Annotated in this window: 18 protein-coding genes and 6 pseudogenes; 10 read left to right on the top strand and 14 right to left on the bottom strand. The window is 60.9% G+C overall.

Going from position 1 to position 26660, the window contains the following annotated elements:
* Positions 1–530 precede the first annotated feature (530 nt).
* The 4 genes from paoC to K9B37_RS24965 form a co-directional block, all read right to left on the bottom strand.
* A complete protein-coding gene (paoC, locus tag K9B37_RS18620) occupies positions 531–2720 on the bottom strand; it encodes an aldehyde oxidoreductase molybdenum-binding subunit PaoC (RefSeq protein WP_224315027.1) in 2190 nt (729 codons plus the stop codon).
* 3 nt (positions 2721–2723) lie between these two features.
* The gene (locus K9B37_RS18615) at positions 2724–3674 is read right to left on the bottom strand and encodes an FAD binding domain-containing protein (protein WP_224315026.1); all 951 of its coding nucleotides are present in this window, start codon (positions 3672–3674) and stop codon (positions 2724–2726) included.
* Positions 3671–4306, bottom strand: coding sequence for an aldehyde dehydrogenase iron-sulfur subunit PaoA (paoA, locus tag K9B37_RS18610; protein WP_224315025.1), 636 nt, complete (start codon positions 4304–4306; stop codon positions 3671–3673). The genes K9B37_RS18615 and paoA overlap by 4 nt, the downstream gene beginning before the upstream one ends.
* Before the next feature lie 156 nt (positions 4307–4462).
* Positions 4463–4807 (bottom strand): XdhC family protein, encoded by a 345-nt coding sequence (locus K9B37_RS24965; RefSeq protein WP_224315024.1) that lies wholly within the window; start codon positions 4805–4807, stop codon positions 4463–4465.
* Positions 4808–5163: 356 nt separating this feature from the next.
* Between K9B37_RS24965 and K9B37_RS18600 the strand changes: the two genes are divergently transcribed.
* Complete coding sequence (locus tag K9B37_RS18600) at positions 5164–8232, top strand: autotransporter outer membrane beta-barrel domain-containing protein (protein WP_224315023.1); 3069 nt, start codon at positions 5164–5166, stop codon at positions 8230–8232.
* A 176-nt stretch (positions 8233–8408) separates the two neighbouring features.
* On the opposite strand, the pseudogene K9B37_RS18595 reads toward K9B37_RS18600, so the two are convergent.
* Both K9B37_RS18595 and K9B37_RS18590 read right to left on the bottom strand, forming a co-directional pair.
* Positions 8409–8537 (bottom strand): annotated as a pseudogene (locus K9B37_RS18595) (SOS response-associated peptidase); the annotation flags it as partial.
* A gap of 346 nt (positions 8538–8883) precedes the next feature.
* Positions 8884–10002 carry a branched-chain amino acid ABC transporter substrate-binding protein gene (locus K9B37_RS18590; RefSeq protein WP_224315022.1) on the bottom strand — a complete coding sequence of 373 codons (1119 nt, stop codon included), beginning with the start codon at positions 10000–10002 and terminating at the stop codon, positions 8884–8886.
* Between the two features lie 101 nt (positions 10003–10103).
* On the opposite strand from K9B37_RS18590, the pseudogene K9B37_RS18585 reads away from it, so the two are divergent.
* A pseudogene (locus tag K9B37_RS18585) lies at positions 10104–10279 on the top strand (sulfurtransferase); the annotation flags it as partial.
* Between the two features lie 427 nt (positions 10280–10706).
* Here K9B37_RS18585 and K9B37_RS18580 read toward each other — a convergent pair.
* On the bottom strand, positions 10707–11732 hold the full coding sequence (locus K9B37_RS18580) for a dipeptidase (protein ID WP_224315021.1): 1026 nt from the start codon (positions 11730–11732) through the stop codon (positions 10707–10709).
* Between the two features lie 61 nt (positions 11733–11793).
* Positions 11794–12408 carry a cupin domain-containing protein gene (locus K9B37_RS18575; RefSeq protein ID WP_224315020.1) on the bottom strand — a complete coding sequence of 205 codons (615 nt, stop codon included), beginning with the start codon at positions 12406–12408 and terminating at the stop codon, positions 11794–11796.
* A gap of 146 nt (positions 12409–12554) precedes the next feature.
* Between K9B37_RS18575 and K9B37_RS18570 the strand changes: the two genes are divergently transcribed.
* From K9B37_RS18570 to K9B37_RS18545, 6 genes are all read left to right on the top strand, one after another.
* Positions 12555–14102: an ABC transporter substrate-binding protein gene (locus K9B37_RS18570; protein ID WP_224315019.1), complete on the top strand. Its 1548-nt coding sequence runs from the start codon at positions 12555–12557 to the stop codon at positions 14100–14102.
* 135 nt (positions 14103–14237) lie between these two features.
* Entirely contained in the window at positions 14238–15155 is a 918-nt protein-coding gene (locus K9B37_RS18565) for an ABC transporter permease (RefSeq protein WP_224315018.1), read from the top strand.
* Positions 15156–15161: 6 nt separating this feature from the next.
* Positions 15162–16088, top strand: a complete 927-nt coding sequence (locus K9B37_RS18560) for an ABC transporter permease (protein WP_224315017.1) — start codon at positions 15162–15164, stop codon at positions 16086–16088.
* Between the two features lie 69 nt (positions 16089–16157).
* Positions 16158–17168 carry a dipeptidase gene (locus K9B37_RS18555; RefSeq protein ID WP_224315016.1) on the top strand — a complete coding sequence of 337 codons (1011 nt, stop codon included), beginning with the start codon at positions 16158–16160 and terminating at the stop codon, positions 17166–17168.
* Positions 17165–18256 (top strand): ABC transporter ATP-binding protein, encoded by a 1092-nt coding sequence (locus tag K9B37_RS18550; RefSeq protein WP_224315015.1) that lies wholly within the window; start codon positions 17165–17167, stop codon positions 18254–18256. The genes K9B37_RS18555 and K9B37_RS18550 overlap by 4 nt, the downstream gene beginning before the upstream one ends.
* A complete protein-coding gene (locus tag K9B37_RS18545) occupies positions 18241–19320 on the top strand; it encodes an ABC transporter ATP-binding protein (protein WP_224315014.1) in 1080 nt (359 codons plus the stop codon). The genes K9B37_RS18550 and K9B37_RS18545 overlap by 16 nt, the downstream gene beginning before the upstream one ends.
* A gap of 8 nt (positions 19321–19328) precedes the next feature.
* Here the strand turns inward: K9B37_RS18545 and K9B37_RS18540 are convergent.
* A pseudogene (locus K9B37_RS18540) lies at positions 19329–19802 on the bottom strand (DUF4158 domain-containing protein); the annotation flags it as partial.
* A 538-nt stretch (positions 19803–20340) separates the two neighbouring features.
* On the opposite strand from K9B37_RS18540, the gene K9B37_RS18535 reads away from it, so the two are divergent.
* The gene (locus tag K9B37_RS18535) at positions 20341–20718 is read left to right on the top strand and encodes a VOC family protein (protein WP_224315012.1); all 378 of its coding nucleotides are present in this window, start codon (positions 20341–20343) and stop codon (positions 20716–20718) included.
* A 156-nt stretch (positions 20719–20874) separates the two neighbouring features.
* On the opposite strand, the gene K9B37_RS24690 is transcribed toward K9B37_RS18535, so the two are convergent.
* The 3 genes and pseudogenes from K9B37_RS24690 to K9B37_RS18525 all read right to left on the bottom strand — a co-directional run.
* Positions 20875–21006 carry a hypothetical protein gene (locus K9B37_RS24690; protein WP_255616663.1) on the bottom strand — a complete coding sequence of 44 codons (132 nt, stop codon included), beginning with the start codon at positions 21004–21006 and terminating at the stop codon, positions 20875–20877.
* A gap of 221 nt (positions 21007–21227) precedes the next feature.
* Positions 21228–22382 (bottom strand): AI-2E family transporter, encoded by a 1155-nt coding sequence (locus K9B37_RS18530; protein WP_224315011.1) that lies wholly within the window; start codon positions 22380–22382, stop codon positions 21228–21230.
* Positions 22383–22818: 436 nt separating this feature from the next.
* Positions 22819–23548 (bottom strand): annotated as a pseudogene (locus K9B37_RS18525) (IS1595 family transposase); the annotation flags it as partial.
* Here K9B37_RS18525 and K9B37_RS18520 point away from each other — a divergent pair.
* Positions 23511–23852: pseudogene (locus K9B37_RS18520) on the top strand (DDE-type integrase/transposase/recombinase); the annotation flags it as partial. The pseudogenes K9B37_RS18525 and K9B37_RS18520 overlap by 38 nt on opposite strands.
* Before the next feature lie 483 nt (positions 23853–24335).
* Here K9B37_RS18520 and K9B37_RS18515 read toward each other — a convergent pair.
* Positions 24336–26027, bottom strand: a complete 1692-nt coding sequence (locus K9B37_RS18515; RefSeq protein WP_224315010.1) for a methyl-accepting chemotaxis protein — start codon at positions 26025–26027, stop codon at positions 24336–24338.
* Positions 26028–26430: 403 nt separating this feature from the next.
* A pseudogene (locus tag K9B37_RS18510) lies at positions 26431–26568 on the bottom strand (IS6 family transposase); the annotation flags it as partial.
* Positions 26569–26660: the final 92 nt, after the last annotated feature.

The raw sequence follows: 26660 nt of genomic DNA, 5'->3' as shown, positions 1-26660 counted from the left end.
ATCGTCCCTTGAATGCGAACGAGGAGTTCCGGGCCACGACGGTCAGCCCAGTACACTGGGGTCAGCGCAAGATCTGCTCCTGATCATACGCTAAGATAGAATAGATCAGGAACTCGCCTCTCCGCTCCTTCACGATCCTATCGTCCGGCGCTCTCGGCGATTAGCCGGAACCCTACTGGTAACGATACCCAGAACGTAACGTGTGGATACGGAGGTTAGCAGCTGTACGGGGTTCGTGGATCTCGCACCAATGTCCGGCTCCTCAGGAGCGATTGAGCCGACAATCTGCGAGGTGATCGATGGCGCGCCGGTAACTCTTATCCCCTGACGAACGCCAGGCTTTGCTCGGTATCCGGTCGCCGGACACGGGGTCCGGCAGTGGATAACGCCCGCGTCCTTCCGGCCCTCGTTGCGGGGCAGACGTTCGAAGGGTACCGTTTCCGGCTGTGGATCGGCGGCGAATTCTTGCATCTGGCGGGGCAGGCGCCCGCATGTGCGTTGCGCCCACGGGACGCCGACTGCCATATGCTTCACGCAGCGCTGGGGAGCTGTGTGATCAGCTTGTCGAGAGTGATCGGATAGTTTCGCACGCGGATTCCGGTAGCGTTGTAGACCGCATTCGCCACCGCCGCGCCGACGCCGCACAGTCCAAGTTCACCAACGCCCTTAGCCTTCATCGGCGACGACATCGGATCGATCTCGTCGAGGAAGATCACCTCCTGGTGCGGAATGTCGGCATGGACCGGAACCTCGTAGCCCGCGAGGTCGTGATTGACGAAAAAGCCGCGCCGCTTATCGACGGCGAGTTCCTCCATCAGGGCGCCTCCGACGCCCATCGTCATCGCGCCGATTACCTGGCTGCGCGCGGTCTTCGGGTTGAGGATCCGGCCTGCCGCGCACACCGAGAGCATTCGCCGTACCCGCGTCTCCGCCGTCGCCGCGTCGACGGCTACCTCCACGAAGTGGGTTGCGAAGGTCGATTGCTGATGCGTCTTCTTGAGGTCGCCGAACTCGATCGCATCCTCCACGGTGATTTCGCCATTGCTGGCCGCGTGGGCCAGTAATGCACGCCGATCTCCCGACCGGACCTCGCTATCAGCGAAGACAGCATCCGTAGAGTTGAATCCAAGGCGTTGCGCCACAATCTCGCGCAGCTTGACGCAGGCGGCATAGACGCCGGCCGTCGCGCTGTTGGCACCCCATTGGCCGCCCGAACCTGCCGAGACCGGGAAAGCCGAGTCCCCGAGGCGCACCGAGATCCTCTCGATGGGAAGGCCCATCATTTCAGCGGCGGTTTGAGCGATGATCGTGTAGCTGCCGGTCCCGATGTCAGTCATGTCGGTCTCGACCGTGACCACGCCGCGACCATCAAGTCTCACTCGGGCGCCCGACTTCGTGGTGAGGTTATTGCGGAAGCCGGCCGCGACCCCAATGCCTTTGAGCCAGCGACCATCCCGCGCGGTCCCCGGACGGGCATTGCGGGCCGACCAGCCGAAGCGCTCGGCGCCGATACGCAGGCATTCCACGAGTTGGCGATGGGAGAACGGCCGATTCGGATTGCCGGGATCGACCTGCGTGTCGTTGATCACCCGGAACTCGATCGGATCAAGCCCGAGTTTCTCGGCCATTTCATCCATGGCGATCTCAAGCGCCATCAGGCCGGGCGCCTCGCCCGGCGCCCGCATGGCGTTGCCTTCGGGCAGGTCAAGCGTCGCAAGACGGTTGCCCGTCAAGCGGTTGGCACCGGCATAGAGCAGCTTGGTCTGATCCACTGCATTCTCCGGATCGCCGTCTGGCAAATTCCCTGACCAACCCTCGTGCGCAATGGCCGTGATCCTGCCGTCCCGCCCAGCGCCGATCCGGATGCGCTGGATGGTCGCCGGCCGATGGGTCGTGTTGTTCATGAGAAACGGCCTCGGCAGCGCGATCTTCACGGGCCGTCCGGCGGCGCGAGATCCAAGTGCAGCCAGGATAGTGTCAGACCGCACGAACAACTTCGACCCGAACCCACCGCCGATATAAGGAGAGATGACGCGCACGTTCGCCGGGGGGATCTTGAGTGTTTTTGCGACGTCACCGACGCTCCAGGCGATCATCTGGCTGGACGTCCAGATCGTCAGCTTGTCGCCGTCCCAGGCTGCGAGAGAGGCATGCGGCTCCATCATCGCATGCGATTGGTCCGGTGTGGTGTAGGTCTCGTCGAGCCGCACGGCCGCTTCGGCGAAAGCCGTCTCGAATTCACCGACCTTCACGTCGGAATCGGTCGGCCCAAGGCCATCCTTCTCAGCGCTGAGGTCGAACTTGCCCTCTGCTTCCTCGTAGGTGACATGCACAAGCGCCGCGGCCGCGCGGGCCTGTTCGAACGTCTCGGCCACCACGACGGCAATGGCCTGATGATAATGCTCGATGACCGGGCCACCCAGGAGCGTCGCCGTGTTCAGCGATCCCTTACCGAGCTGGCCGGCCTCCTTGGCCGTCACGATCGTGACCACACCCGGTGCTGCGCGAGCCTGCGAGAGATCCATCGTAGCGATCCGACCCTTGGCGATGGTCGATCCGACCGGGTAGCCGTAGGCGAGCCTTGCATCGGGATCATGCCACTCATAGGCATAGGTTGCAGCGCCCGTGACCTTGAGGGGACCATCCACTCTGTTGACCGCCTGACCCACGATCTTGAGTTGGTCGATCGGGTTTGTCGTCTCCGGCTTGTCGAACTTCATGGCTCAGCTCCTCGCCTCTTCCAGTACGGAGCCGAGCGTTCGCTCGACCAACGTCACCTTGAATGCATTCTCATGGCTCGGCTTTGCGCCGTCCAGCAACCGCTCAGAGGCTGCCTTCGCGCCACGAGGCAGCTCAGCCTCGGCAGCCTCGACCCGCCAGGGTTTGTGGGCGACGCCACCAATCGCCACCCGACCCGTGCCATCTTGCTGGATGACCGCAGCCACCGAGACCAGGGCGAAGGCATAGGACGCGCGGTCGCGAACCTTGCGGTAGAGGTGCTTGCCGCCGACGGGCGAGGGGAGCGTGACCGCCGTGATGAATTCACCCCGTTCCAGCACGGTCTCGATATGCGGCGTATCGCCGGGTAGGCGGTGAAACTCGGCGATCGCGATCCGGCGTGTTGTTGCATCGGGCTTCATTGTCTCGACCGTTGCGTCGAGGACCCGCAGACCAACAGCCATGTCAGACGGATTGGTGGCAATGCAGGCCTCACTCGTGCCGACGATGCCGAGCTGGCGGGAGAACCCGCCAATGGCGGAGCAGCCGGAGCCAGGCTGACGCTTGTTGCAAGGTTGGGCGGTGTCGTAAAAGTACGGGCAGCGGGTGCGCTGCAGCAGGTTCCCGGCCGTGGTCGCCCGGTTGCGAAGCTGTCCGGACGCACCGGCGAGGATCGCCCGCGACAGCACCCCGTAGTTGCGGCGCACCCGCTCGTCGGCGGCAAGGTCGGTGTTTCGCACCAGCGCCCCGACCCGCAATCCGCCCTCGGATGTAGCCTCAATGGTGTCGAGTCCGAGCCCGTTCACGTCGATCAGGTGGGTGGGCGTCTCGATCTCGAGCTTCATCAGATCGAGCAGGTTGGTGCCGCCAGCAATGAACTTCGCATCGGGATTGGCCGCAGCGGCAGCCGCCGCTTGGACCGGGGATGCCGCACGCTCGTAGGTAAACGCCCTCATCCTTGCCTCCCGGCGACTTCGGTCATGGCCTCGACGATGTTGGAATAGGCGCCGCAGCGGCAGATGTTGCCGCTCATGCGCTCGCGGATCTCCGCATCGCTTAATGTGACCGGCTGTGTCAGATCGGATGTGACGTGGCTTGGGATCCCGGCCTTGATCTCACCCAATACGGCGACACCGGAGCAGATCTGGCCCGGAGTGCAGTACCCGCACTGATAGCCGTCGTGCTTGATAAAAGCCTCCTGCATGGGGTGAAGATTTCCCGGGGTACCGAGACCCTCGATCGTGGTGATCTCCATGCCCTCGTTCATGATCGCGAGCGTGAGGCAGGAATTGACCCTGCGACCGTCGATAATGACCGTGCAGGCACCACATTGGCCATGGTCGCACCCTTTCTTGGACCCGGTCAGGTGCAGGTGCTCGCGCAGGGCGTCGAGAAGGGTCGTTCGCGTGTCAATCTCAAGATCGTGGGATTGGCCATTCACGGTGAGTGATACCTTCGTCAAGGCAAGCGCTCCTGCTGGGGATGGTTGGGCTTGAACAACAGTAGGGACCGCAGTCAGGGCCGCCAAGGTGCAACCGCCGACCATCAGGTCGCGTCGGTTGAGTTCCAGCTCATGAAGGATCGGCATGTCAGTCGATGCTCCTTCTATTCAGGTCTGTCGGCATGTCTCGGGCATGTCCGCCGCTGGTGCGAGGACACACAGATTGGGCTTGGCTGGAATGAGTCTAGGGTAGGAGCGGGTGAAAGATTATGCCCTGATGCTGCATGCACTTATTTCCAGGGCTTATGAATGGCCTGTGAGCTTGGTAAGACGTCGTTGAATTCCATCATAAAGAGCGACCGGTCCTGGCCAGCCCGGGTATCGGACTTGGCCTGGGTTGGCGGTCTCACGATGTTGTGACGCGACGGTGAGCCTCAACGATCTGGGACGAAGCCGAGAGAGGGCAAGCGTCGCGGGGGCGCGGGCCGATGGGATCAAGCCGAGTGGTGAGACGATGCGCTCCAGGGCCCCCTGTCGAACACCCCTGCCACGAAGGGTGCGGAGACAGTTGGCATGGGTCTGACAGCTTCCCATCGGGCCGATAAAGAAGGCCGGCTGCGACAGAGCCGTTCTTGTTCCCGCCCCCACTTGTGACCCAGTACTGGCCTTCCAGTTTCTGTTGCATAATCCGGGCAACGGCGCAGTGCTTGGCTTTTCAGGACATCCCGCTCGCCGAGCAGCTTTGACGCTCGCCCTCTCACCGCCGCGCGCAACGAAGTTCCTGGCATACCAGAACCCGGATCGATGCGGCCCAGATGCAGCCGAAGGGCTGGCGGACAGGCCGTCTTCCACTCATCGCGGAGCGGGCCTGTTAGTTGCCGCAACGTCACACTTGGTAGGAAAGCTTGCCTGCAACGCTCAATCCAATGGACTGCGGGGCAGCCAATCTTATGGTGCCCGACGCTCCAGGCCGCTGAGGTGTGCCTGACCCACCAGGAAACACCATGCGCCAATCTTCCCGTCACCTCGTTGAGCCGGTTCTGAAGAGTTCAATGCCGACATCGCAGCCCAAAGCAATCGTCTCACGGGCCTTCTTGCTGGCATCAGCCTCGACCGCTGTGCTGGCCTTCTTGACGGGGGCTGCTCAAGCCATACCACCGAATACCGTGGTCGAAGGAGCACCCGTTACTGTCCCTGGTACCGAGGCCTCACCCTGGAATATCTTAAACAACCTTATGGTTGGTAATACGCTCGGTGGTACCTTGATCATTGGACCTGGCGGCCAGGTCAACGGCACCACGGCCCGTGTCGGCTCCGATAACGTCACGGGGACGGTGACGGTGCAGGGCGCAAATTCGGCATGGACCAACACCGGTACGATCTCCATCGGCGTGGGCAGTGCCGGTTTTGGTTTCCTGAATATCCTGAATGGAGGGAGCGTCAGCGACACAACCGGCCAGGTCGGCGACAACGCTGGCGGGACCGGGTCTGTGACCGTGAGCGGCGCCGGCTCGCAATGGACCAACAGCCAAACCCTGGTGGTTGGATGGTATGGCAACGGCACGGTGATGATCGACAACGGTGGCGTTGTCAGCGCCCCCACCACCTGGATGGGAGCGGTTCCATCGTCAGCGGGGACATTGACCCTCGGTGGTACGGCTGGGAATCGCGGCGTGCTGACGACCGGTCTCCTGGCGAAGGGGCTTGGCGACGGGCGGTCGGGTGTTGCCACGCTCAATCTCAACGGCGGTATTCTGCGCGCCAGCGCCGACCGGGCCCTTTTTCTCGCGGATCAGGCCGATTATCGCTATGGCTTTGCTCCCGGGGATGTGGTGATTGGCACCGGTGGCGCCTTCATCGACAGCAACGGCCACAATATCGGCATTTCAGCAGCACTTGGTGGCCCGGGCGGCCTGACCAAGCTCGGTGCGGGAACTCTGACGCTCTCCGGCGCCAATACCTATAGCGGCGGCACGACGATCTCGGGCGGCACCCTTGTGGCCAATGCAACCAGTCTCAAAGGGCCCGTTCTCAACAATGCGGCTTTGGTGTTCGATCAGCCTGTAGACGGCACGTTCTCGGGCAACATCAGTGGGTCTGGATCTCTCACCAAGGCCGGCGCCGGCGCTCTGACGCTCACCGGGACCAACACCTACACGGGTGGGACCCAGGTGAATGGTGGAACGCTGGTCATCGGCGCTCCCGATGCGCTCGGCAGCGGTCCTGTCACGTTCGGTGGCGGTGTCCTCCGGTTCGCCTATACCGGCGCGCTTGACCGCCCCATTACCGTCAGCTCCGACGGCTTCACCGTCGACACCAACGGCAATGCCCAGACGATGTCCGCGCCGCTCACAGGCAGTGGTCCGTTCACCAAGGCCGGCGCCGGCAGCCTGAACCTCACTGGAAACAACTCGCTCTCCGGTCCGACCTCGGTTCAGGCCGGACGCCTTGCGGTGAATGGTTCGCTGGCGAGCTCCTCCATTACCGTTCAGAACGGCGCGACGTTGGGCGGCAATGGCACGATCGGCGGTCTCATCGTTCAGAGCGGCGGCTCTGCGGCTCCGGGCAACTCGATCGGTCGGCTGAGCGTCGCCGGAAATATCCTCTTTCAGTCCGGCTCGATCTATCAGGTTGAGGCGAACGCAGCCGGTCAGGCCGATCGTATCGATGCGTCGGGCGCAGCGACGCTCCAAGGCGGGACGGTCCAGGTCCTTGCCGAACAGGGCACCTATTTGCCGAGAACGACCTACACGATCCTCTCGGCTGCCGGCGGAGTTTCGGGCCGGTTTAGCGCCGTTAGCTCCAACTTGGCCTTCCTCCTCCCGTCGCTGGATTACGGCAACAACGACGTTACCTTGACGCTAGCCCGCAGCTCCAATCCAGCCCCGCAGCCCATCGCCTTCAGCTCCGTGGCGACCACGATCAATCAGTTCCGCACCGCTAACGCAGTCGAGGCCTTGGGCGAAGGCAACTGGGTCTTCGATACGGTGTTGAGCCAGAGTGTTGCAGGCGCCCGCCAGGCGTTCGATGCGCTTTCCGGCGAGGCGCATGCCAGTGCTGTGACGGTCGCGTATGAGGATGCCCGCTTGGTGCAAAACGCCATCCTCACCCGGCTCAGAGATTCGCTCGGCGGCCCAGCGCTGCCGCGCCTGGCGCAAGACTTGTATCCGGCAGCGTTCGCGGCCGATCAGCCTGGCAGGGCCGTCCCACCGGTGGCGGTGGTGCCGCAGCCACTGCCACCGCGCTATGTGCTGTGGGGCGAGGGCTTCGGCTCGTGGGGCCAAGTGCGCTCCAACCATAATGCCGCCTCCCTCGACGCCTCGACCGGCGGCTTCATTCTCGGCGGCGACGCTCTGGTCGCTGATGGAATCCGGCTCGGTTTAGCGAGCGGCTACACATCGACCTCGTTCGATGTCGATCAGCGGCTCTCCTCCGGCTCCAACGAGAGCGTGTTCGGCGCCCTCTACGGCTCAGGATCCTGGGGCAATCTGAGCGTTCGGCTCGGCGCGTCCTATGCCCGGCACGACATCGATGTCAGGCGCACGGTCAGCGCTCCAGCCCTCGCCGATGCCACCAAGGCGTCATACGATGGCAGCACCCTGCAAGCGTTCGGCGAGGTCGGCTACCGTTTGGTGTGGGGTCAGGTGCAACTGGAGCCATTTGCGGGAGCCTCTGTACTGAGGCTGGAGACCGACGGCTTCCAGGAGACCGGCGGCGCGGCAGCGCTGACCGGCTTCGGCCGGACCTATGAGCTCGGCACCACGACGCTCGGCGTGCGGGCGGAAGCCCGCTTGAGCAGCGAGGCGCCGCTGACGGTCAAGGGGCTTGTGGGCTGGCGGCACGCTATCGGCGATGTTGCGCCGCAGGCGCTCTTGGCGTTTGCCGGTGGCGCCTCTGCCTTCACGGTGGCCGGCGTGCCAGTTGACCGCGATGCGCTGGTGGTCGAGGCCGGGCTCGATTGGCAAGCCTCGGAAGCGCTGAGCCTCGGCGTCTCCTACAGCGGCCAGATCGGCTCCCGCGCCCAAGACCATGCTCTCAAGGGCAACCTCACCTGGAAGTTCGATACACACTAGAAGTCGACGTGCGGGACCAGGCAATGCTCCATGCGCCGCCGCTGGTGAGCGTGTTCAGGCGTGGACGGTTGCCGCATTTGCGCGAACCGGAAGGTCAGCTTCTGGCACAAAGGGGACCTTGCGCGCCGACTACGCGGCATCCTTTCGCTCGCTCAGGCGATGATCTGCAAGGCTCCGTCCGTCGTGAGAATGACCGGCATGGCCTTCGGGTGGATCGGCTTCACCTGAGCATTCGGCTCGCAGGTCAAGGAACTGTAGAGCAGATGCTCGCCCTCGACCGGCTCAGCCTTGGTGCCGCGCGTGCCGGCCTATGGCCGCCAGATCAGCTGGTTAGGAGGTTAGCGTTAACCCTTGCTAGCCAATGGAACGACTGGTGGAACGGTTAATGCTACTGGACTCTAGACTGACATTTGCAAGTCGAAGCACCAGTCACCTCTCCTGCTTGGGCAGGAGAGGTCACTTGCAGTTGGGGCCAAGTGCAGATTTGCCCTGCCTCCTCACGAGGCGATATAGGATACCGGAAGTGATCCTTGCAAGCTTTTGAGGTTCTGCAGCATCGGCAATGCTGAGATCGCACAGAACCCGCGAGCGGAGCTCCCGGATTCGACAATCAAAGGCTCGACTCCTGCTTATCCGAAGCCTTCACCGTCGCTACTGCGTCAGCTTGCTGTACTTACCGTCCCTCCAGACATTGATGTCGTAGCGTGGATTCTTGACGTCGCCCTTCTCGTCGAAGCTGACGGGTCCGAGAACTGTATCGACGCTCGTAGTGCGTAGGGTCTTCGCAACGGCGACAGGGTCCGTGCTGTTCGCCTTGGCAATGCCGCCAGCAATCGCCTGGATCACCGCGTAAGAGAACAGAGTGAAGCCCTCAGGCACAAAGTTGATCTGCTTGAACTGCTCCATGGCGCCCTTAGCCGCCTCGGTCTCGCGGGCATCGGTCGGGAAGGTAAACAGCGTGCCCTCGCCCGCAGGCCCGGCCACGGACCAGAATTCAGGCGTGGCGAGGCTATCGCCCATCATCAATTGGAATTGGTAGTTCTGATCGCCCGCCTGCCGTTTGATGAGCCCGGCCTCCGTGTGATAGCCCCCGAAATAGAGAAACTCGACACCGGCGCTCTTGAGACGATTCACCACAGCGCTGTAATCCTTGTCGCCAGCATTGATACCCTCATAGAGCACTTCCTTGATGCCGGCCGCGTTGAGAGATTCCTTCACCACGTCGGCGAGGCCTTTGCCGTAGGCGCTCTTGTCATGCAAGATCGCAATCTTCTTCGTGCCGTAGTTCTCCTTGATCCACGGTCCGATGAAGCGGCCTTGCGCATCGTCGCGGCCATAGAGCCGCATGATTGTCGTAAAGCCACTCTTTGCGGCATTGTCCGTGAGCTTCGGGGCACTCGAGGCCGGGCTCATCATCAGGATATTGTTCTCGCCATAGACTTCGGCGGCCGGGATGGACGAGCCGGAGCAGGCATGGCCATCGACGAACTTGATACCTGCCGACAGGATGCGGTTGGCGATGGCGACTGCCTGTTTCGGATCGCAAGCATCGTCTTGGATCGAGATCTGAATTTTCTTGCCGTTGACGCCACCGTTCTTGTTGATGGCCTCCGCCGCCAACTCGGCCCCATGCCTGATCTGCTCACCGATCGAGGCGACGGCGCCGGTCATCGGGCCGGCAACTGCGATGGTGATATCCTGCGCGCGCGCCGCCCCTGCGGCCGCCAAGAGAGACAGAATTGACAGGGAAGACAGCGACCTGACGGACATGACATTCCTCCGATGGATTGATCAGGGATACCATGAGATGCCTACATCCTGAACATCGTTTTTGCTCCGCTGGCGCGACCGGATCTCACATCGACAACCGAGCAGCTTGGCTTCGCCCACGAGGGCATTCCAGCCGAGGCTCTTGATGGTGGAACCGTAGCCTTGGGTGCCGGCCGACCTGCCCATGGTGCCGGAAGCGAAGCTGCCTCCGCGCGACGCCCACGGTCGCACCGTGTGGGTGACGCGAGCCCGTCCCAAGGTGAACCGTGTCGCCTGCGCACAGAGTGCTGGCCGTCGAGAATGGCTGAAGGCGCGCCCCCGACGAAGACGCCTGCTGCCTTCAGGGCGTCCGCGTCCGCAATATAAGAGCCAGAGTGGGTGTCGCTGGTTTGACCAGAGCGAAGGCCGCTTCGTCGCGATAGACAATGAGTATGTATTTCAAGGCTGTTCTCCTGATGTGGATAGCTCGGACGGGGCTACCACACCAATGTCGATCGAGCCCGGGCCAATTCGACAGCATCCACAATGAGCGCCCGATTTTCCGCTCGATAGTAAGCGGAACCTCCAAAGGCTGCTTCGAGGCCTTGCTCGCTCTTCATTCCGCCGCCGCCAAACAGTTTGAGCGGCTTGTGGCATGGATGTCGGCCAACGTCCTTGCGTGTTTCTATCCGATAAGGTTTGCCACAAAACCCTTCCTACAAGTCCTAACCCCATACGTCTCGGAGGACACGGAGCCAGTTGCCGGAAAGGATCTTGTCGACATCCCCGGCTGAATAGCCGCGCCGGCGCAATCCATCGACAATCCGTGGCGTATGCACGATGGATGAGAAATCCACATTCAGGCGGGTGTCCCATTCATACCAAGGGCCAAGGATTCCTGTGATATTCGGATAAAGGCCGCGCGGGCCAAAGGACTTCTCCCACTTGTCACGATCCTGTGGGAAACCTTCCGCGATGTCGCTGGCGAAGCCAATATGCTCGATACCTGCAACGTTGACCATATGGTCAACGTGATCGAGATAATCGTCGAGGGTAGGGCGCGTCTCGTGCTTGACCGCTGGCGCCCACATGACCGCGCCGATAAGGCCGCCATTCTTCGCAATGGCGCGCAGCAGTTCGTCCGGCTTGTTGCGAGGGCTCGGGCATACTGCAAAGGCATTGGCGTGGCTGAACACAACCGGCTCCTTTGCCTCCGCCAAATAATCTGCACTGGTGCGATGGCCGCAATGGGAGAGGTCGATAAGGAGATCGTTGCGGTGCATCTCTGCCACCCAGGCACGGCCGGCCTCGGTGATGCCCTTGTCGGCTTCCCCCATGTCGGGAGCGCCCTGTCCGAAGAGGCAGGGCTCGTTGTAGGTGGGCTGCAGGATCCTCATTCCGAGGCGCTTGAAGGTAGCGAGAAGAGTTACATCGCTCTCCACCATCAATGAACTCTGAGAGCCGATGATGACGCCGAGCTTGCCTTCCTGGTGCGCAGTCTCGATGTCGTCCGCGGTTTTCACGATCACGGCGATGTCGCTCATCGCCTCGATCGCGCTGAGGTTGGACTCGAGTTCCTTCAGACTCTTCGTCAGGTCGGACCAAGGCTGGACCGCGGTGAGATTGATTGCCGAGATGCCCCCCTCGAGAGTACGCTCGAACTGATCGCGCGTTACTGCTGCGCAATTCAGGCCATCTAACACCATTGGGCGCGTGCTTTGGCTAGGCAGCGTGGCGACTTGGGACGACATGTCTCTCTCCTATGTCATGCAGAGGATTTCGAATTCCGCCGGCGGGAATTCGCCGATCTGGTCACTTGGGGGGATCGCGATAGTTGACCCACAGGATCCGCGCGGGCCGCGTGCCTGCATTGATGAAGCGGTGAGGCCTTGCACTGGCGAAGCGGAAGGTGTCTCCTTCGCCTAGAACATGCCTGCGTCCATCGACGATGAGCTCCATGCCGCCTTCCATGACAAGGCCTGCCTCTTCGCCTTCATGAATGTATGCGACATCGCCCGAGCTGCCGCCGGGTTCGAGTGTGATGAGATACAAGTCCAGTCTTGGCGTCTGATCAAACGGGGTCATCCAGCGCTTCTCCGCGCCAGTGCTGCGCATGTCGAGGCTCTTGTGCTCGGATGCGCGCGCGACGATGCGATGGTGATTGTCGGTTTCATCCTGTGCCGGGCCGAACAGTTCGCCGATACCTACCTCAAGCGCATCCGCGAGGCGTGCGAGCGTGCGAACCGATGCCGATGATAGACCGCGCTCAATCTGGCTGAGGAAACTTACGGAAAGACCCGCTTCTATCGCAGCTTCCTTTAACGACTTCCCGCGCGCCTTGCGCAGATGACGAATGCGCTCGCCGAGTGCATCACTCTCGAGTTCGTTACGAGCGGGCGCGGGCCGCGCGAAAACTCCTTCGGACAAATTGCGCTCCACAGCTGGTTGCTGAGCCGACAGTAAAGTGAAAATTTTATTTGTAAATTCATTCCCACTGCGTATGATAAGAAAAATTACAAAAAATATTGAACCAGAGATTTGAAAATTGCTTCAACGCAACATGGGAGAAGAGGATGCAGAGGACTCGCCGTTCGCTGTTAGCTGCCGTTGCTCTACTGATGGCCTCTGGAGTCACTCTAGGGAGCTCAGGCATAACCTCTCCCGCATGGGCGCAAGCGGGCAAGACCCTCACAATCGCCCAAGGATTCGATCCACAAACCCTCTGGCCTAACGGGACCACCGCATCGGACAATCTCAATGCGGGCGGTGCAATCGTCGAGTCGCTTCTCTGGACGAATCCTGTGACCGGAAAACCGGAGGGAATGCTGGCGGAGAAGTGGGAACAAATCTCTCCCACGGCCATAAAGCTCACACTTCGCCGCAATGTGAAGTTCAGCAACGGTGAGCCGTTGAACGCCGACGCGGTCGTGCAGAGCTTCAAGGTCTTCATGGATCCGAAGCAGGCGCCGGCCTATGCGAATTACGCGGCTGCTCTCGACCGGGTCGAAAAGCTCGACGACATGACGGTGACGGTGCACACCAAGCATCCGTATCCTCCATTCGAGCTGATGCTGACCCAGGTTTACGTTATACCTCCCGCGTATTGGGCGAGCGTCGGCCTTGATGGTTATGGGCAAAAGCCGATCGGCACCGGTCCCTTCAAGCTTCTGGAATGGGTGAAGGACAACCGCCTGGTCATGGAGCGCAACCCAGATTATTGGGGTAAGGGGCCAACCGGCGTTGACCGTGTGATCTGGCGCCCTGTTCCCGACGACACCGCGCGCGTCGCAGGCTTCGTGACCGGTGAATACGACTTCGCAACCAACATCCCGATCTCGGCCATCGATGAGATCAACAACCAGCCGGATCGGAAGGTTGTCGAGATTCCCAGTTACCGCATCTTTCAGCTCGTGCAATCTTCGCTGGAAGAGCACGACAGCCCGCTGAAGAATAAGCGGGTACGCCAGGCGCTCAACTTTGCAGTCGACAAGAAGGCGATTATCGACAGCCTCTTCGCCGGACGGGCCTTTGCGCTCAATGGGCAGCTGCTGCGCAAGGAACAGCTCGGTTATGACCCTTCTCTGCATGACTATCCCTACGATCCGGCAAAGGCAAAGGCGCTTCTGAGCGAGGCTGGCTATCCAAACGGGTTTGAGATCGTGTTCAAATTTCCCTCCGGGCGCTATGCCCAGGATCGTGAAGTGTCCGAGGCCATCGCCGGAATGCTCGCCAAGGTCGGCGTGCGCACCAAAATGACATCGCTCGAGCCCGGCGAGTTCCTGCGGCAACTGCGCGCCAGGGAGCTGTGGCCGCTCGCCTATCTTGGCCTCGCACCTCTCGACGACCCCGACTTCCAGCTGGCGCAATACCGCTCTACCTGGCGCTATTCGTATATTCGTAACGCAGAGCTTGACGCGCTGATCGATGCAGGTGCCCAGGAGATCGATCGCGAGAAGCGCGCTGCGATCTACCGCAAGGCCGCGCAGCTCATGCACGAAGAGGCGCCGGTGGTCTTTCTCTTCGGCGGCTACGATTTCTATGGGGTGAGCAATAAGCTCGATGGCATCGTCCCGCGCGGCGACCAGCGGTTCTTCCTGCAGAACGTCACACTCAAGCCCTGACCGGCAATCGCCGCATCCCGGCTCCAGCGACACTCCCTGGGGCCGGATATCGCAAGAGCAGGCGGCTCTCTCGTGCCGCCGGTACCCTAATGCAAATCCGGCATTGCAGCTGCCGAACCCTGAGGAGCGTTCCTGATGGGCACATATGTCACCAGGCGCCTGATCCTTACGCTCCCGGTTTTGGCGGGCATTCTGGTGATTACTTTTCTGCTGACACGACTGAGCGGTGATCCGACCGACCTGATGCTGCCGCCGAACGCGACGGATGAGGCTCGCGCGGCGTTCCGGATGGTCAACGGCTTGGATCAGCCTTTGTGGACGCAGTTCATTCGCTTTGCAGGCAACGCGCTCGTCGGAGATTTTGGAGCCTCGTTGCGTTTCGGCCAGTCGGCGATGAGTCTCGTCTTGGAGCGACTTCCGGCGACAGCCGAACTCGCGGCGGCCACCATGGCGCTTGCGCTTCTATTCGGGATTCCAGCCGGCGTAATGGCAGCTGTATGGCGTGGAACGGCAACGGATGTCAGCATCAGGCTCGTCACGTTGCTCGGTCAGGCCGTGCCCTCGTTCTTTCTCGGGGTCGTCGGCATCATCGTCTTCGCCGTCTGGCTGCGCTGGCTTCCGACCGGGGGAAGGGGAAGCTTCGGACAACTCATTCTCCCGGCAGCGACTCTCGCCTTCAACCTCGTTGCGCTTATCGCCCGTGTAACGCGGTCCTGCATGCTGGACGTGTTGAAACAGGATTATGTCCGTACCGCCCGCGCCAAGGGCGTGTGGGAGTCGAAAATCATATGGTTCCACGCTCTGCGCAACGCGTTCATTCCGGTGCTCACAGTGATCGGCCTCCAGGTTGGTCTCCTGCTCGGAGGCGTCGTCGTCACTGAGACGATCTTCTCCTGGCCCGGAGTCGGCCGACTGGCCATTCAGGCGATCTACGCCCGCGATTTCCCCGTAGTGCAGGCAGTCGTTTTTGTCTTTGCGACAATCTTCGTGGCGGTGAACCTCATCGTCGACCTGCTCTATGCCATTCTCGATCCACGCATCAGCTACCGGTGACATGCGATGGCTGAGCTGAAAGCAAGCGCCGACACCATGGCACCCGCACTACCTGCTTCGGAGAAGCCTGAAGGTCGCCTGAGACAAGTCGCGGCGCGGATGCTCGACTCCTGGCCGGCAAGGATCAGCCTGGTGATCCTTGGAATCGTCCTTGTTTGCGCCCTCGTGCCAGGCTTTCTGGTAACACACGATCCTTTTGCCCAAGATCTGTCGCTTCGCCTCGTGCCGCCCGTGTGGGCTGAGAAGGGCGTCGCGGGTTACTGGCTTGGGACCGACCAGCTCGGGCGCGATACGCTTTCCCGCATTATTGAGGGTACGCGCATCACCGTTCTGGTCAGTCTCTTCGCCGTCGCCGTATCCGGCCTCGTTGGCATCGGCGCGGGCCTCGTGGCGGGATTCTACGGTGGCAAAGCTGACGCAGTGATCCTGCGTCTGATCGACATCCAGCTCGCCTTTCCTCTGATCCTACTCGTCATTGCGATCGTTGCGGTCGTTGGCCCGTCACTGACCAACTTGATCATCATCATGGGCCTGTCGGGCTGGCCGCGCTTCGCCCGTGTGGTGCGTGGGTCCGTTCTCACTGTCCGTCATCTCGAGTTCGTCGACGCGGCCCGCTCCATCGGTGCAAGCCGCATCCGGATCATGACCCAGCACATTCTTCCCAACATCCTTTCCGCGATCATCGTTTACGCGAGCTTCGAGATCGCACGCATGATCCTGCTCGAAGCGACCTTGAGTTTTCTGGGGCTCGGCGTTCAGCCTCCGACACCTACTTGGGGCGGCATGATCAGCGACGGCCGAAAATACGTCAGCCTGTCCTGGGCTGTATCACTGGCACCGGGGATCGTAATCGCCTTCGTCATTCTGGCCTTCAACATTCTTGGCGATACGTTGCGCGATGCGCTCGATCCTCAGTTTGATGAACGCATATGAGGGTGAAACTCGGGTTGCGCTCCTGTGCAGTGAAGTTTGACGGGTCGATATCTTGGAAGGGGAAAGACGATGCAGCTCGAGATCTTGAGAAAACATTCCGCAGTGATCGACGGACTGAACTGTGCTCCGGTGACACGGGACCAGATGCTCCGTACCCTGGAAGGGGGAGTGACGGCGATCAACCTGACGTCGATCCGGCCGCCGCATGACTTCAACACGGCGATGCGGGATCTGGCACGGACGCTCACCGCGATCGACGCGAATAGAGATATTGCCTGCATTCCTCTCTCGGTGCGGGACATCGAGCAGGCGCGCGAGGACAGCAAGCTTGCGATCATTCTGGGCGCGCAGAACTCCGTCGTTGTCGAGGAAGATGTGGAACTCCTTCGCATCCTGCAGCGCGTCGGGTTCAGAATCCTGCAGCCCACCTATATGGAGCGCAACGGCTTCGGCTGCGGAGTGCTAGCCAAAGGAGGCGATGATGGCCTCACGGACAAGGGGCGACGCTGGGTCGAGCTGATGAATGAGCTTCGGATGCTCATCGACCTCTCTCATGTTGGCTATCGCACCGCGGCCGACATATTAGCTCTTTCGAAGCGGCCCGTGATCTTCAGTCATTCCAATGCACGCGCTCGCTGCAATAGCTTGCGCAATATTCCAGACGACCTCATCCGTGCCGCAGCCGGAACGGGTGGCACCGTCGGTGCTACCCTGTGGCCGCCTATGGTTCGGCACGAGGCTCGTCCGACCATCGATGACTGGGCGGAGCAGGTCGTTTACATGGTCAATCTCGTCGGCATTGATCATGTGGCCTTCGGCAGCGACCTCTCCGAGAACAAGTACAAGTCGGAGGAGGAGTGGCAGAAGAGCTTCGGTCCGCGCGGGATCTATCCCGAGGTGACAGCGGTGCTCGGTCCATGGTTCCAGTTCGAGTCCCGCCTGACGGAAGGCTATGAGAGCCTCGCATATACACCGCGCCTGGCCGACGCGCTGCAGCGACGCGGATTTTCTCAGGATGCTATTGATAAGGTCATGGGCGGCAATCTGCTGCGTGTCTACCGCGAGGTATGGGGGGAATGATCATAGGCGGGACAAAGGCTCTCGACAGACTCGACGAACCCGCGACGGCGCAGGACGACCCTGTCCTTCAGGTTGAGGACCTGAAGGCGCATCTCCACTTCGGAGCGGGGGTGGTGCGGGCCGTGGACGGCATCTCGTTTACGATCCGCAAAGGTGAAACGCTGTGCATCGTCGGCGAGTCGGGCTGTGGCAAGAGCATGACTGCCCTTGCGATCATGGGTCTCCTGCCGAAGCCGGCGGGACGGATCGTCGGTGGGCGGGCAGTACTTCAAGGGGTGGGCGATCTGGCGCGCCTTACTACGAAGAGGATGCGTGAAATCCGCGGCCGGGCGGTGTCGATGGTGTTTCAGGAGCCCATGACGTCGCTCAATCCCGTGTTCCGGGTCGGCTGGCAGATCGAGGAGGCGATTCGGGTTCACGAGAAGCTCTCCCGAGCCGAGGCGCGGAAACGCGCTATAGCGATGCTCGACCTAGTCGGTATTCCGTCACCGGAAGAGCGCTACAAGGCCTACCCTCATCAACTCTCGGGCGGCATGCGCCAGCGCGTCATGATTGCGATTGCCCTGGCATGCCGCCCGAAGCTGATGCTTGCGGATGAGCCGACCACGGCGCTCGACGTCACAATTCAAGCTCAGATCCTGCGGTTGCTGAATCGGCTCAAGTCTGAAACGGGCGCCTCGCTTCTTCTGATCACTCATGATCTTGGTGTTGTAGCCCGCATGGCGACACGCGTTTGTGTGATGTACGCGGGCGTGATCGTTGAACATGGCGACGTCGGGGATATTTTTGCAACGCCGCTTCATCCCTACACTCAGGGTTTGCTGGCCTCGATCCCGGCTTCCCGCGGAGGCGGTGAGCGTCGCCGCCTTAACACGATCCCCGGCATAGTACCGAGTCTTGCAAACCTGCCGACCGGCTGCCGTTTCGCGGATCGCTGCCCTCACGCGTATGAACGATGCCGCAAGGAAGAGCCGCCCTTGGCAGAACCACGAGATTCCTCAAATGGAAATGAAGCACAGAAGGTTCGGTGCTGGCTGTATCTCGATCCGCAGCGGGCAGGGGAGGGCACATTATGGCGGAACGCGTGAACGCAACGGGCCATGAGCCGGACGGCCGCCCCCCTATTGACTCCGACTCGGGCGGGGCAAGCGCCGGGCCGCAGCCCCTGCTCGTCGCTCGCGGACTTGTGCGGCACTTTCCGCTTCCAGGCGGTCTGTTTCGCAAAAGTGAGCGTAGCGTCAAGGCCGTCGACGGCGTGGACTTGATGATCGGCGCCGGGGAAACCTTAGGACTTGTGGGCGAGAGCGGATGCGGGAAGTCGACGCTCGGGCGCATGCTGGTACGCCTTGACGAGCCATCCGCCGGAGAAATCCTCTTTGACGGGCACAATATCTCGACGTTGCGTGAGGGCGAACTCAAGGAGGTACGCCGCCGGATCCAGATGGTGTTCCAAAATCCATTCTCGTCTCTTAACCCTCGCAAATCGATCGGCGACACGATCAGTGAACCTCTCATTATCCACGGCATCGGCGATGCGGACAGCCGGCACCGGAGGGTACTGGAGCTCCTCGACATTGTCGGTTTGCGCCGGGAGCATTACCAACGCTACCCGCATCAGTTCAGCGGGGGACAGCGGCAGAGGATCGGCATCGCGCGCGCCTTTGCGCTCAAGCCGAAGCTGATTGTCTGCGACGAGCCAGTTTCCGCGCTCGATGTGTCGATCCAGTCTCAAATTCTCAACCTGATCGAAGATCTGCAGCAGGCGTTCGGCGTGTCGTACCTGTTCATCTCGCACGACCTTCGGGTCGTCGAGCATGTGAGCGACCGCGTCGCGGTGATGTATCTGGGACGGGTGGTGGAGGAGGGCTCTACGGCGGACTTGTACCGGTCGCCGCGACACCCCTACACGCAGGCCCTATTGGCCGCGGTTCCTATCCCGGATCCCGCGGTTGCGCAGCCGGACAGCGTACTCGAGGGAGGCGTTCCTAACCCCATCGATCCGCCTCGGGGCTGCCACTTCCATCCGCGCTGCCCACTCGCCGTCAACCGCTGCCGGGCTGAAATGCCCCCCCTGATGGCCGAAGGTAGCCATAAGGTGCGTTGCTGGGTAAATGCGCCGGCCGCATACCGCAGCGGTATCGCGCCAGGCTGACAACAACATTACGGATTCAGTGGAAGGGGAAGCTCGAGAGCGGCATCCGGCAGGAGAAGAACTCCGCGGCGGCGCAACTCGTTCATGATCGGTAGACCATTTTCGGTCGCGCCTGCGGCCTCGGCAGCTGCGAGAAGGGTTGCTCGACGATCGTCTCGCGTCGCGGTCCGGACGCCAAGGTATTTCGCCAGGCGGTGACTGTGCTCAAAGCGCGTCGGGATGCGCCGCGCATAGGACGCGAAGGCACCAGGGGTGATCCCGAGTTGCTCCGCCACATAGGAGACCACTGCAGCGGGCGGATCCTCGCCCATACCCAAGACCCGGCCGGGATAGCGCATGATGCAGAGCTGGACCGCATAACCTAACTGATTGTGAGGACGTCGGCGGACTTCGGCTTGAATACGATCCTGCGGAGACGGGGTGTAGTGCCGGATCAGGCTTTCCTCATCGTCTGAAATACCGAGCAAAGCCTGGCGTTCGTCAGGGGATAAGAGTTACCGGCGCGCCATCGATCACCTCGCAGATTGTCGGCTCACTCACTCCTGAGGAGCCGGACATTGGTGCGAGATCCACGAACCCCGTACAGCTGCTAACCTCCGTATCCACACGTTACGTTCCGGATATCGTTACCAGTAGGGTTCCGGCTAACCGCCGAGAGCGCCGAGTTGCTGTTTCCCAGTAAGTGCGCTCGGCGCCAGACGACGGGATTATTAAGAAGCGGAAAGGCGAGTTCCTGATCAGTTCTATCTTAGCGTATGATCGGGAACAGATCTTGCGCTGACCTCAGCGAGGACGTCCGTTCACGGGTGAAGAGCGGACCTTCACACGGCTTCGCTCAATATCCGCTCGTGACCCATTCCGGACTATTCGTTTGCTCTATCCCATAGGTCCGTTCTGCGAAATCGCCTTTGGGAGCCTACCTCTGAGTCACACGGCCCAATTCTGTGCCACCAAGTCCGTTGATGTACATCAGGATAGCGGATATTCGGCCTCGCGCAGGCCCCTCCGTCAGGAGAACTCATGTTTGACCACGTCAAATTCGGAGTCAGCGACTATGCGGCGAGCAAAGCGTTCTTTCTCAAGGCACTCGAACCGCTCGGCGTAGCTGTTGTCTGGGAGGGGCCGTTGGGTGTCGAGCTTAGCCCAAAGGGTAAGGCTTCATTGTGCCTGTACCAAACCGAAGAGAAACCGGCGCATCTTCACTTGGCGTTCATGGCCGAGAACCGCCAGCAAGTCGAAGCTTTCTATCGCGCAGCTCTAGAGGCGGGTGGGAAAGACAACGGTGGGCCTGGTCTGCGCCCGCACTACCATGCGAACTACTACGCAGCTTTCGTCACTGGTCCGGACGGGCACAACATTGAAGTGGTTTGCCACGAACCCGAGGCCGTAAGCCTTTAATAAACATAGCACTCAGCCGCGCCGCCACTCGCAAGGTCAGGAATTGGCACAACTGGGACCTCAGTCCGGCCGTCGCTGGACCGTCACATGAACACGTCAGGTGCCACGCTGCAATTGCCCAACCTCTCCCGGCCCGATCGTCGACACCGTTCGGATTCAGAGAGGCATCGTGGCGACATAGATCGCCAGCATCAGCAGAACACAGGCTCCCAGAATGCCGGCCAGCCATGGCGCGAGCTGGGTCCCGTAGTGCTCTTCCAGGCGTCTTTGGCGCTTGCGATGGGACATCGTCGGCAGCCTCCCGATGGATGGCGCGCGGGGACGTGTCGGAACGATCATAATCTGCGGGCAGCTCCGCGACGACAACAATTCCGAGCGTTCGAACGTCGGATAGGAAATGCGGCAGTTCTTGGCCAGCGCTTCGGTTGTGTGGGTCCGACTGGCCTCTACACAATGCGGGTAGCCCCTCTGGGTGTTTCAGGCTGAACTCCTGGCGGTCAGCCGTTGCTTCATGGAGCATCAAGGTCGAGACCGCCTCGTAGGATTGCACGATCTCTCTCGGTCCTGGAGGCATCGACCTTCGGGAAGGTCGCGCCCCTTAAATCCGGTCCTGCGACGGCATCCGGGCCCGCCAGGAACTCTCTTAGCGCGAACCGCAGGACGACACCGAGGGATGCGGCAAGCGGAATGGCAATGAGCAGGCCGACGAATCCGAAGAGATATCCGAATGCGAACAGCGCGAACATAAGCCAGACCGGATTGAGCTTGACGCGGCTGCCGATGATCCGCGGTGACAGAACATAATCGGCGAGGATCTCCCCGACCAGGAAGATGCCGGCCACGATGAGCAGAGGCGTCCAGTCGGGCCAGAATTGGGCAACCGCGACACACGAGGCGACGACGAGGCCGACCCCGAGTCCAAGGTAGGGGACAAAGCTGATCAGGCCGGTCGTGATGCCGATCAAGATGCTATGGTTGATCCCAGTCAGCCGCAGGGCAGTGGCGTAGAAGACGGCCAGGATCAGGCAGATGACGACCTGACCACGCACGAAACCGGAGACCGTCTCGTGGATCTCCTGTCCCAGGGCGCGTACATCCGCCCGATGCTTGGCAGGAACCCATCCATCGATCGTGACGATCATCCGGTTCCAGTCGGACAGCAGGTAGATGCTGACGATCGGAACCACGACGATTAGCGAGAGCAGGGAGAACAGGGCCTTTCCGCTTGCCCAGACCGAGAGGATCAGGTCATCGAGCCATTCGCTGCCTGTCGCGGCCGCAGCGTGGGTGATCGATTCCTCTAACCGGTGCTCCGGACCTAGGATCTTGGGTAGCCAGGATTGCTCCTTGTCGGCGATAAGAGACTGGACACGTGCGACATAGCGCGGGAATTCGTCTATGAAGAACCGCAGCTCTCCAATTAAGGCGGGCAGCATCACCAGCGCGAGCCCGGCAAAACCCACTGCGAGCAACAAGACAAGCAGCAAGGCTGCGAGCGAGCGATTGATCCCGGCCTGTTCCAACCGATCGACGGCCGGAGCCAGCAAATACGCAAGCGCCATGCCGACGGCGAATGGCAGCAGGATCTCGCGCAACAGCACCAGCATCACCAGTGCGATGAGGGTGATCGTGATCCAGAAGATGGACGGGCGTGCAACCGTCATTGCATCCTCTTCACTTTTGACTCGCCCCGTGGACGATCTGCTGGTCGCGACACATGCTTAACCATAGCCGCCCTTCCATGCTCGCGCCTGTCAGGCGATATCGACCGGATCTTCGGGGCATACGGGTCATACGAGCCGATCGGGGCGCAACCAAGCAACGCACGTCGGATGGACGCGCAGGAGCATCCTAGGCCGATCCGTGAACCCTGCTTGACCGGATGCGTCACCAGCTTGCCAGATTCGGACATCCCTGCCGCAAGCCAAGGCGCCGAGTGGGTAACTGTGATGCCAAGAGGCCGATCTCTCCCTCGCCATCGGGCCACGGTCCAGGTCGGCGGCGTGGGCAGCGGGTGCGTGGGCGTTCGCCCGCTCCGGTACCGACGACTGGCTCGCGCCTTGTACCTGCTACTCATTGGCACCTTGGCACGCTCGGTGGCGCCTGACCAGTGACCGCCCGCTGTGACCAGCGAAAGCCAATCTCGTTGAAGTACGGATCGGCCAGATGAGGACTGATGTGGTGGAACACGCCTGAGACGGTGCAGCGGACCCGATCATTGAAACCTTCCGCCGAGTTGATGTGCACCGATCCACAAGCGTACTCGCGAGCCTTATGATGGACGGTGCTATAGGCTGCAAACGCAGTGCCAAGAGAGACGAAGGCCTTCCATTCGTCCTCATCAGATGAGCCTCAGGATCAACAGCTTTTGTAAGAACCCGATCGGCCTCGGACAGATCCTCGATCACTGTGGCTCGCGTTTCACCAGCGGGTGCGCCGACGATCGCATCCGGTGGTCGCTGCGCGGCCACGAGCGCCGGTGTTTTCTGGGTCTTCGGCTGGCCTTTGCGTCCGCGCCTGGTGGGAAATTAGTTCTTCTCTCGCCGAGGCTTGCCGTCCACCAGAGCCCGTCGATCTCAACGACACCATCCAGCGCCTGCTCGCGCCCAACCATCAAGTGGAGAGCATGACCCATGCGCCGAGCCGTCGGCTGGGTGACGCCAAGCGCTTCGGCCAGACGGATGGAGGAGATCCCCTTGTCGGATTGCAGCATTAGCCAGAGACCGGACAGCCGGACCCGAAGCGGGAGCTTGGTCGCATGCAGGGGCGTGGGGGTCGTGGCGGTGAACTGGAAGCGGCATGGCCGGCCCGAGCGCATGGTGATTGACGGCAGTCAGACCAACCGAGAGGTGATTCTGTCCTGTGACGCGACCAGTCGGTTTCAGGGCAGATCGGGGTGCAAGCTGAAGCGGATCAGGATCAGGCAGAGGCGATATCTCAATAACCGCATCGAACAGGATCACCGTGCGATCAAACGCCGTGTGCGTCCGATGCTCGGCTTCAAGTCCGCTGACAGCGCCCGCGTGATCCTGGGTGGCATCGAGTTGATCGATATGATGCGCAAACAGCAGGCGAAATATGCCTGCAGTCAACAGCTGTCGCTCACCGAGCAGTTTTGCGGGCCCGCCACATAACGCCGGCATGATCCGCCAGCAGCTTTCTTATTCCTGTTCCGGAGTTGCGACAGATCCCGACAGAGGCATGATGCTTCACAATATCCATCATGCCGTCGGCACTCTTGTCGCTGCCGAGTGCCGGAACGACACAACACGGCCCTACCACATCCGGGTGCTGGCGCAGATCCCGGAAAACCGCTTCAAGGTTGAACGGTACATGAGCGCCATCGAGGACTATCGGACATATCGGGCGCACCGAGAAGCAGACGTTCCCTGGTCCCTCGGTTGCCCCCGACGGAAGCATTTAGGGGGCGGAACAGTTCTTGTTCCGGCCTCATACTCGAGAATTTAGCGAAGTGCCCGCGGGCTATCAGAATAGGCAAAGCCCAATTCAGCGTGTGGCTGAACGGGGCTTTGGGAGTCTCCTAGCCTGAAGGCCTTCATGGCTCATTCCGTATGCAGAGCCGGTAAACAGACCGTTGTCAGCTGGGCCAGCGTACGCTATGCCGCTTGGACGCCTGTCAAGAAGTCGGTCACCTCGCGGCTAAGATCCTCGGAATGGCGCGACAGCTCCTGCGCGGCTCCCAACACTTGGGAAGCAGCTGCTCCGGTCTCGCCGGCTCCCTGGCGCACATCCTCGATGCTGCCTGTCACCTGCTCGGTGCCGCGGGCCGCCTCTTGAACATTACGCGCGATCTCTGCGGTCGCCGCTCCCTGTTCTTCCATGGCGGCTGCAATCCCGAGCGAGATTTGCGACATCTCAGAGATCGTCCGGGCGATCTGCTGGATAGCGCCCACCGTCCGACTGGTCGCTTGCTGCACCGAGCTGATCTGTTGGGAAATCTCCTCGGTCGCTTTGGAAGTCTGGGTCGCCAGTTCCTTCACCTCGGAGGCTACCACCGCAAAGCCCTTGCCGGCTTCTCCCGCGCGGGCGGCCTCAATGGTGGCATTGAGCGCCAGCAGATTCGTTTGACCCGCAATGGTATTGATCAACTGTACCACGTCGCCGATCCGCTCGGCCGATGATGCGAGAGTCTGCACCATCTCGTTGGTCCGGTGCGCCTCCTGAACCGCCTGTTCGGAAATCTGGGAGGATTTCGTGACTTGGCCGGCAATCTCGCGGATCGATATGGAGAGTTCCTCGGTCGCGGCGGCAACCGTCTGAACATTCGCCGAGGTTTGCTGAGCAGCCGAGGCGACTGTCACCGATTGGTTGTTGGTCTGGTTGGCCACAGCCGTCATCGACTGGGCCGTCGCCTCCATCTCCGTGGCGGCACTCGACAAGCCATGGGTCAAAGCAGCAACGTTGCGCTCGAACTGTTTGGTGAGCTGATCCAACACCTCTGCCCGGCGCATCTTGGCTTGGTTTTCCGCCTCCTGCTCAGCTGCCAGACGGCGTGCCTCGACGGCATTATCCTTGAAAACCTGCAGCGAGCGGGCTAGTTCTCCTACCTCATCCTTGCGATGCGTGCCGATCACATTCACGGCGAGATCTCCGTTCGCGAGATGGCCCATCGAAGCGGTCATGGCAGAGAGCGGCCGGGTAATGCCATAGATTGTGATAACTCCCAGTAGGCTTAGGGCAGCCAGGATGCCAATTGCAGCCGCCGTGATCAGGCCCAAAGCGGTACGTTGAGCCAAGTCTCGAGCGTCTTCCTTGGCGCGTTGAAGAGCTTTCCCACTGGCTGCAACGCGCTCGTTCATATAGTCACGAAGCTTGACACGCGCCTCGCGTCCTGGACCATCTGAGATCGCGAGAGCCGCCTCATCATCATTTTGAGACCCAAGGGCAACACTTTTGTCCGTAATCTCGAAGTAGCCGACGATCCGGGCTTTAAAATCAGTATAGATGGACTTGAGTTGCGGTGTATCCGCAAGGCCGATCAGCTCGTCAGCACTCCGAAGAGCAAGACCCTTATACTGATTGTAGGTGTCGGCAATGGTCTTGATCCGATCCGGGCTGTTGACCGCCAGGAGGTTCTTCTCCTGCGAGGTCACCTCATTCACGAGAGCGTTGAGCTGAAGCGTCGTGGCACGACGCGCGGCTTCGACATCGACAAGCTTCTGGGTGTCCTCTGCCATCGTATTCAGGCCGATTATCGCAAAAGCAATCAGGCCGACTGTAACAGCAACGAAAACAAGGACAGGGATTGCCAGTTTATGAAGGAATTTTAGATTGTTAAGGAGTTGCATCGACTTTCGGTGGCCTGCCCGCATCGCCGCAGGAAGCGCGCGCCCCCAGACGCGTCATATGTTCAGGCGTTGTCGTATTGCCGGGGCCACATAAAGTTTATGTTAATGCTCCTGAATTTTACGGAAGATAGTCAGGGAGATGTCGCGACGTGCTTATGAAGTGGACCTCCGGCACCGTCAACTTAACCAAAGAGTGACCTGGGTCGAGCTATCCGTGAGGGATGGAAATAATCCGTACCCCGGTTGTGTCGTAAATTTGGAGAGAGGACGCGAAAGGGCCCATCAATCTGTAAGCGTTCAGGCTGCAAGCAACGCAAACTGCTCGGCCAGCGATGACTGCGGATTGCAGGCATACTTCCCCTGCTGTCTGCGCATCATGTGAACCATCTCAATGCCGCTCAAGATCGCCCGAGATGCCGCGCTCGGTCGTCATCTCCTCCAGATTTCGGAGGCTGAGATTGTAAGCCAAGTACCATCGGACGCAGAGCAGGATCACGGATCGATCAAAATGCCTACCCTTAAACCCACCACCCTCCGTCACTGAACTGAGGCGGATTGGCTGAAACTGGGAAACAAAACGTTTGCGACGGATCCCTGCCGAATGGATCATCTCAACAGGTCAGACTTTGCTCA

Origin of the sequence: Microvirga puerhi (assembly GCF_020089865.1) — a bacterium.
GTDB classification, from domain to species: Bacteria; Pseudomonadota; Alphaproteobacteria; order Rhizobiales; family Beijerinckiaceae; genus Microvirga; species Microvirga puerhi.
The sequence above is the reverse complement of the archived record's forward strand: the minus strand, read 5'-3'. Positions and strand labels throughout refer to the sequence as shown.

What these genes read in the sequence shown, in the direction of transcription:
- K9B37_RS18535 (WP_224315012.1), top strand. Translation starts at nt 20,341, where the DNA reads ATGTTTGACCACGTCAAATTCGGAGTCAGCGACTATGCGGCGAGCAAA.
- K9B37_RS18560 (WP_224315017.1), top strand. Translation starts at nt 15,162, where the DNA reads ATGGCTGAGCTGAAAGCAAGCGCCGACACCATGGCACCCGCACTACCT.
- K9B37_RS18515 (WP_224315010.1), bottom strand. Translation starts at nt 26,027, where the DNA reads ATGCAACTCCTTAACAATCTAAAATTCCTTCATAAACTGGCAATCCCT.
- K9B37_RS18555 (WP_224315016.1), top strand. Translation starts at nt 16,158, where the DNA reads ATGCAGCTCGAGATCTTGAGAAAACATTCCGCAGTGATCGACGGACTG.
- K9B37_RS24690 (WP_255616663.1), bottom strand. Translation starts at nt 21,006, where the DNA reads ATGTCCCATCGCAAGCGCCAAAGACGCCTGGAAGAGCACTACGGGACC.
- K9B37_RS18590 (WP_224315022.1), bottom strand. Translation starts at nt 10,002, where the DNA reads ATGTCCGTCAGGTCGCTGTCTTCCCTGTCAATTCTGTCTCTCTTGGCG.
- K9B37_RS18580 (WP_224315021.1), bottom strand. Translation starts at nt 11,732, where the DNA reads ATGTCGTCCCAAGTCGCCACGCTGCCTAGCCAAAGCACGCGCCCAATG.
- paoA (WP_224315025.1), bottom strand. Translation starts at nt 4,306, where the DNA reads ATGCCGATCCTTCATGAGCTGGAACTCAACCGACGCGACCTGATGGTC.
- K9B37_RS18550 (WP_224315015.1), top strand. Translation starts at nt 17,165, where the DNA reads ATGATCATAGGCGGGACAAAGGCTCTCGACAGACTCGACGAACCCGCG.
- K9B37_RS18530 (WP_224315011.1), bottom strand. Translation starts at nt 22,382, where the DNA reads ATGACGGTTGCACGCCCGTCCATCTTCTGGATCACGATCACCCTCATC.
- K9B37_RS18570 (WP_224315019.1), top strand. Translation starts at nt 12,555, where the DNA reads ATGCAGAGGACTCGCCGTTCGCTGTTAGCTGCCGTTGCTCTACTGATG.
- K9B37_RS18545 (WP_224315014.1), top strand. Translation starts at nt 18,241, where the DNA reads ATGGCGGAACGCGTGAACGCAACGGGCCATGAGCCGGACGGCCGCCCC.
- K9B37_RS18600 (WP_224315023.1), top strand. Translation starts at nt 5,164, where the DNA reads ATGCGCCAATCTTCCCGTCACCTCGTTGAGCCGGTTCTGAAGAGTTCA.
- K9B37_RS18565 (WP_224315018.1), top strand. Translation starts at nt 14,238, where the DNA reads ATGGGCACATATGTCACCAGGCGCCTGATCCTTACGCTCCCGGTTTTG.
- K9B37_RS18615 (WP_224315026.1), bottom strand. Translation starts at nt 3,674, where the DNA reads ATGAGGGCGTTTACCTACGAGCGTGCGGCATCCCCGGTCCAAGCGGCG.
- paoC (WP_224315027.1), bottom strand. Translation starts at nt 2,720, where the DNA reads ATGAAGTTCGACAAGCCGGAGACGACAAACCCGATCGACCAACTCAAG.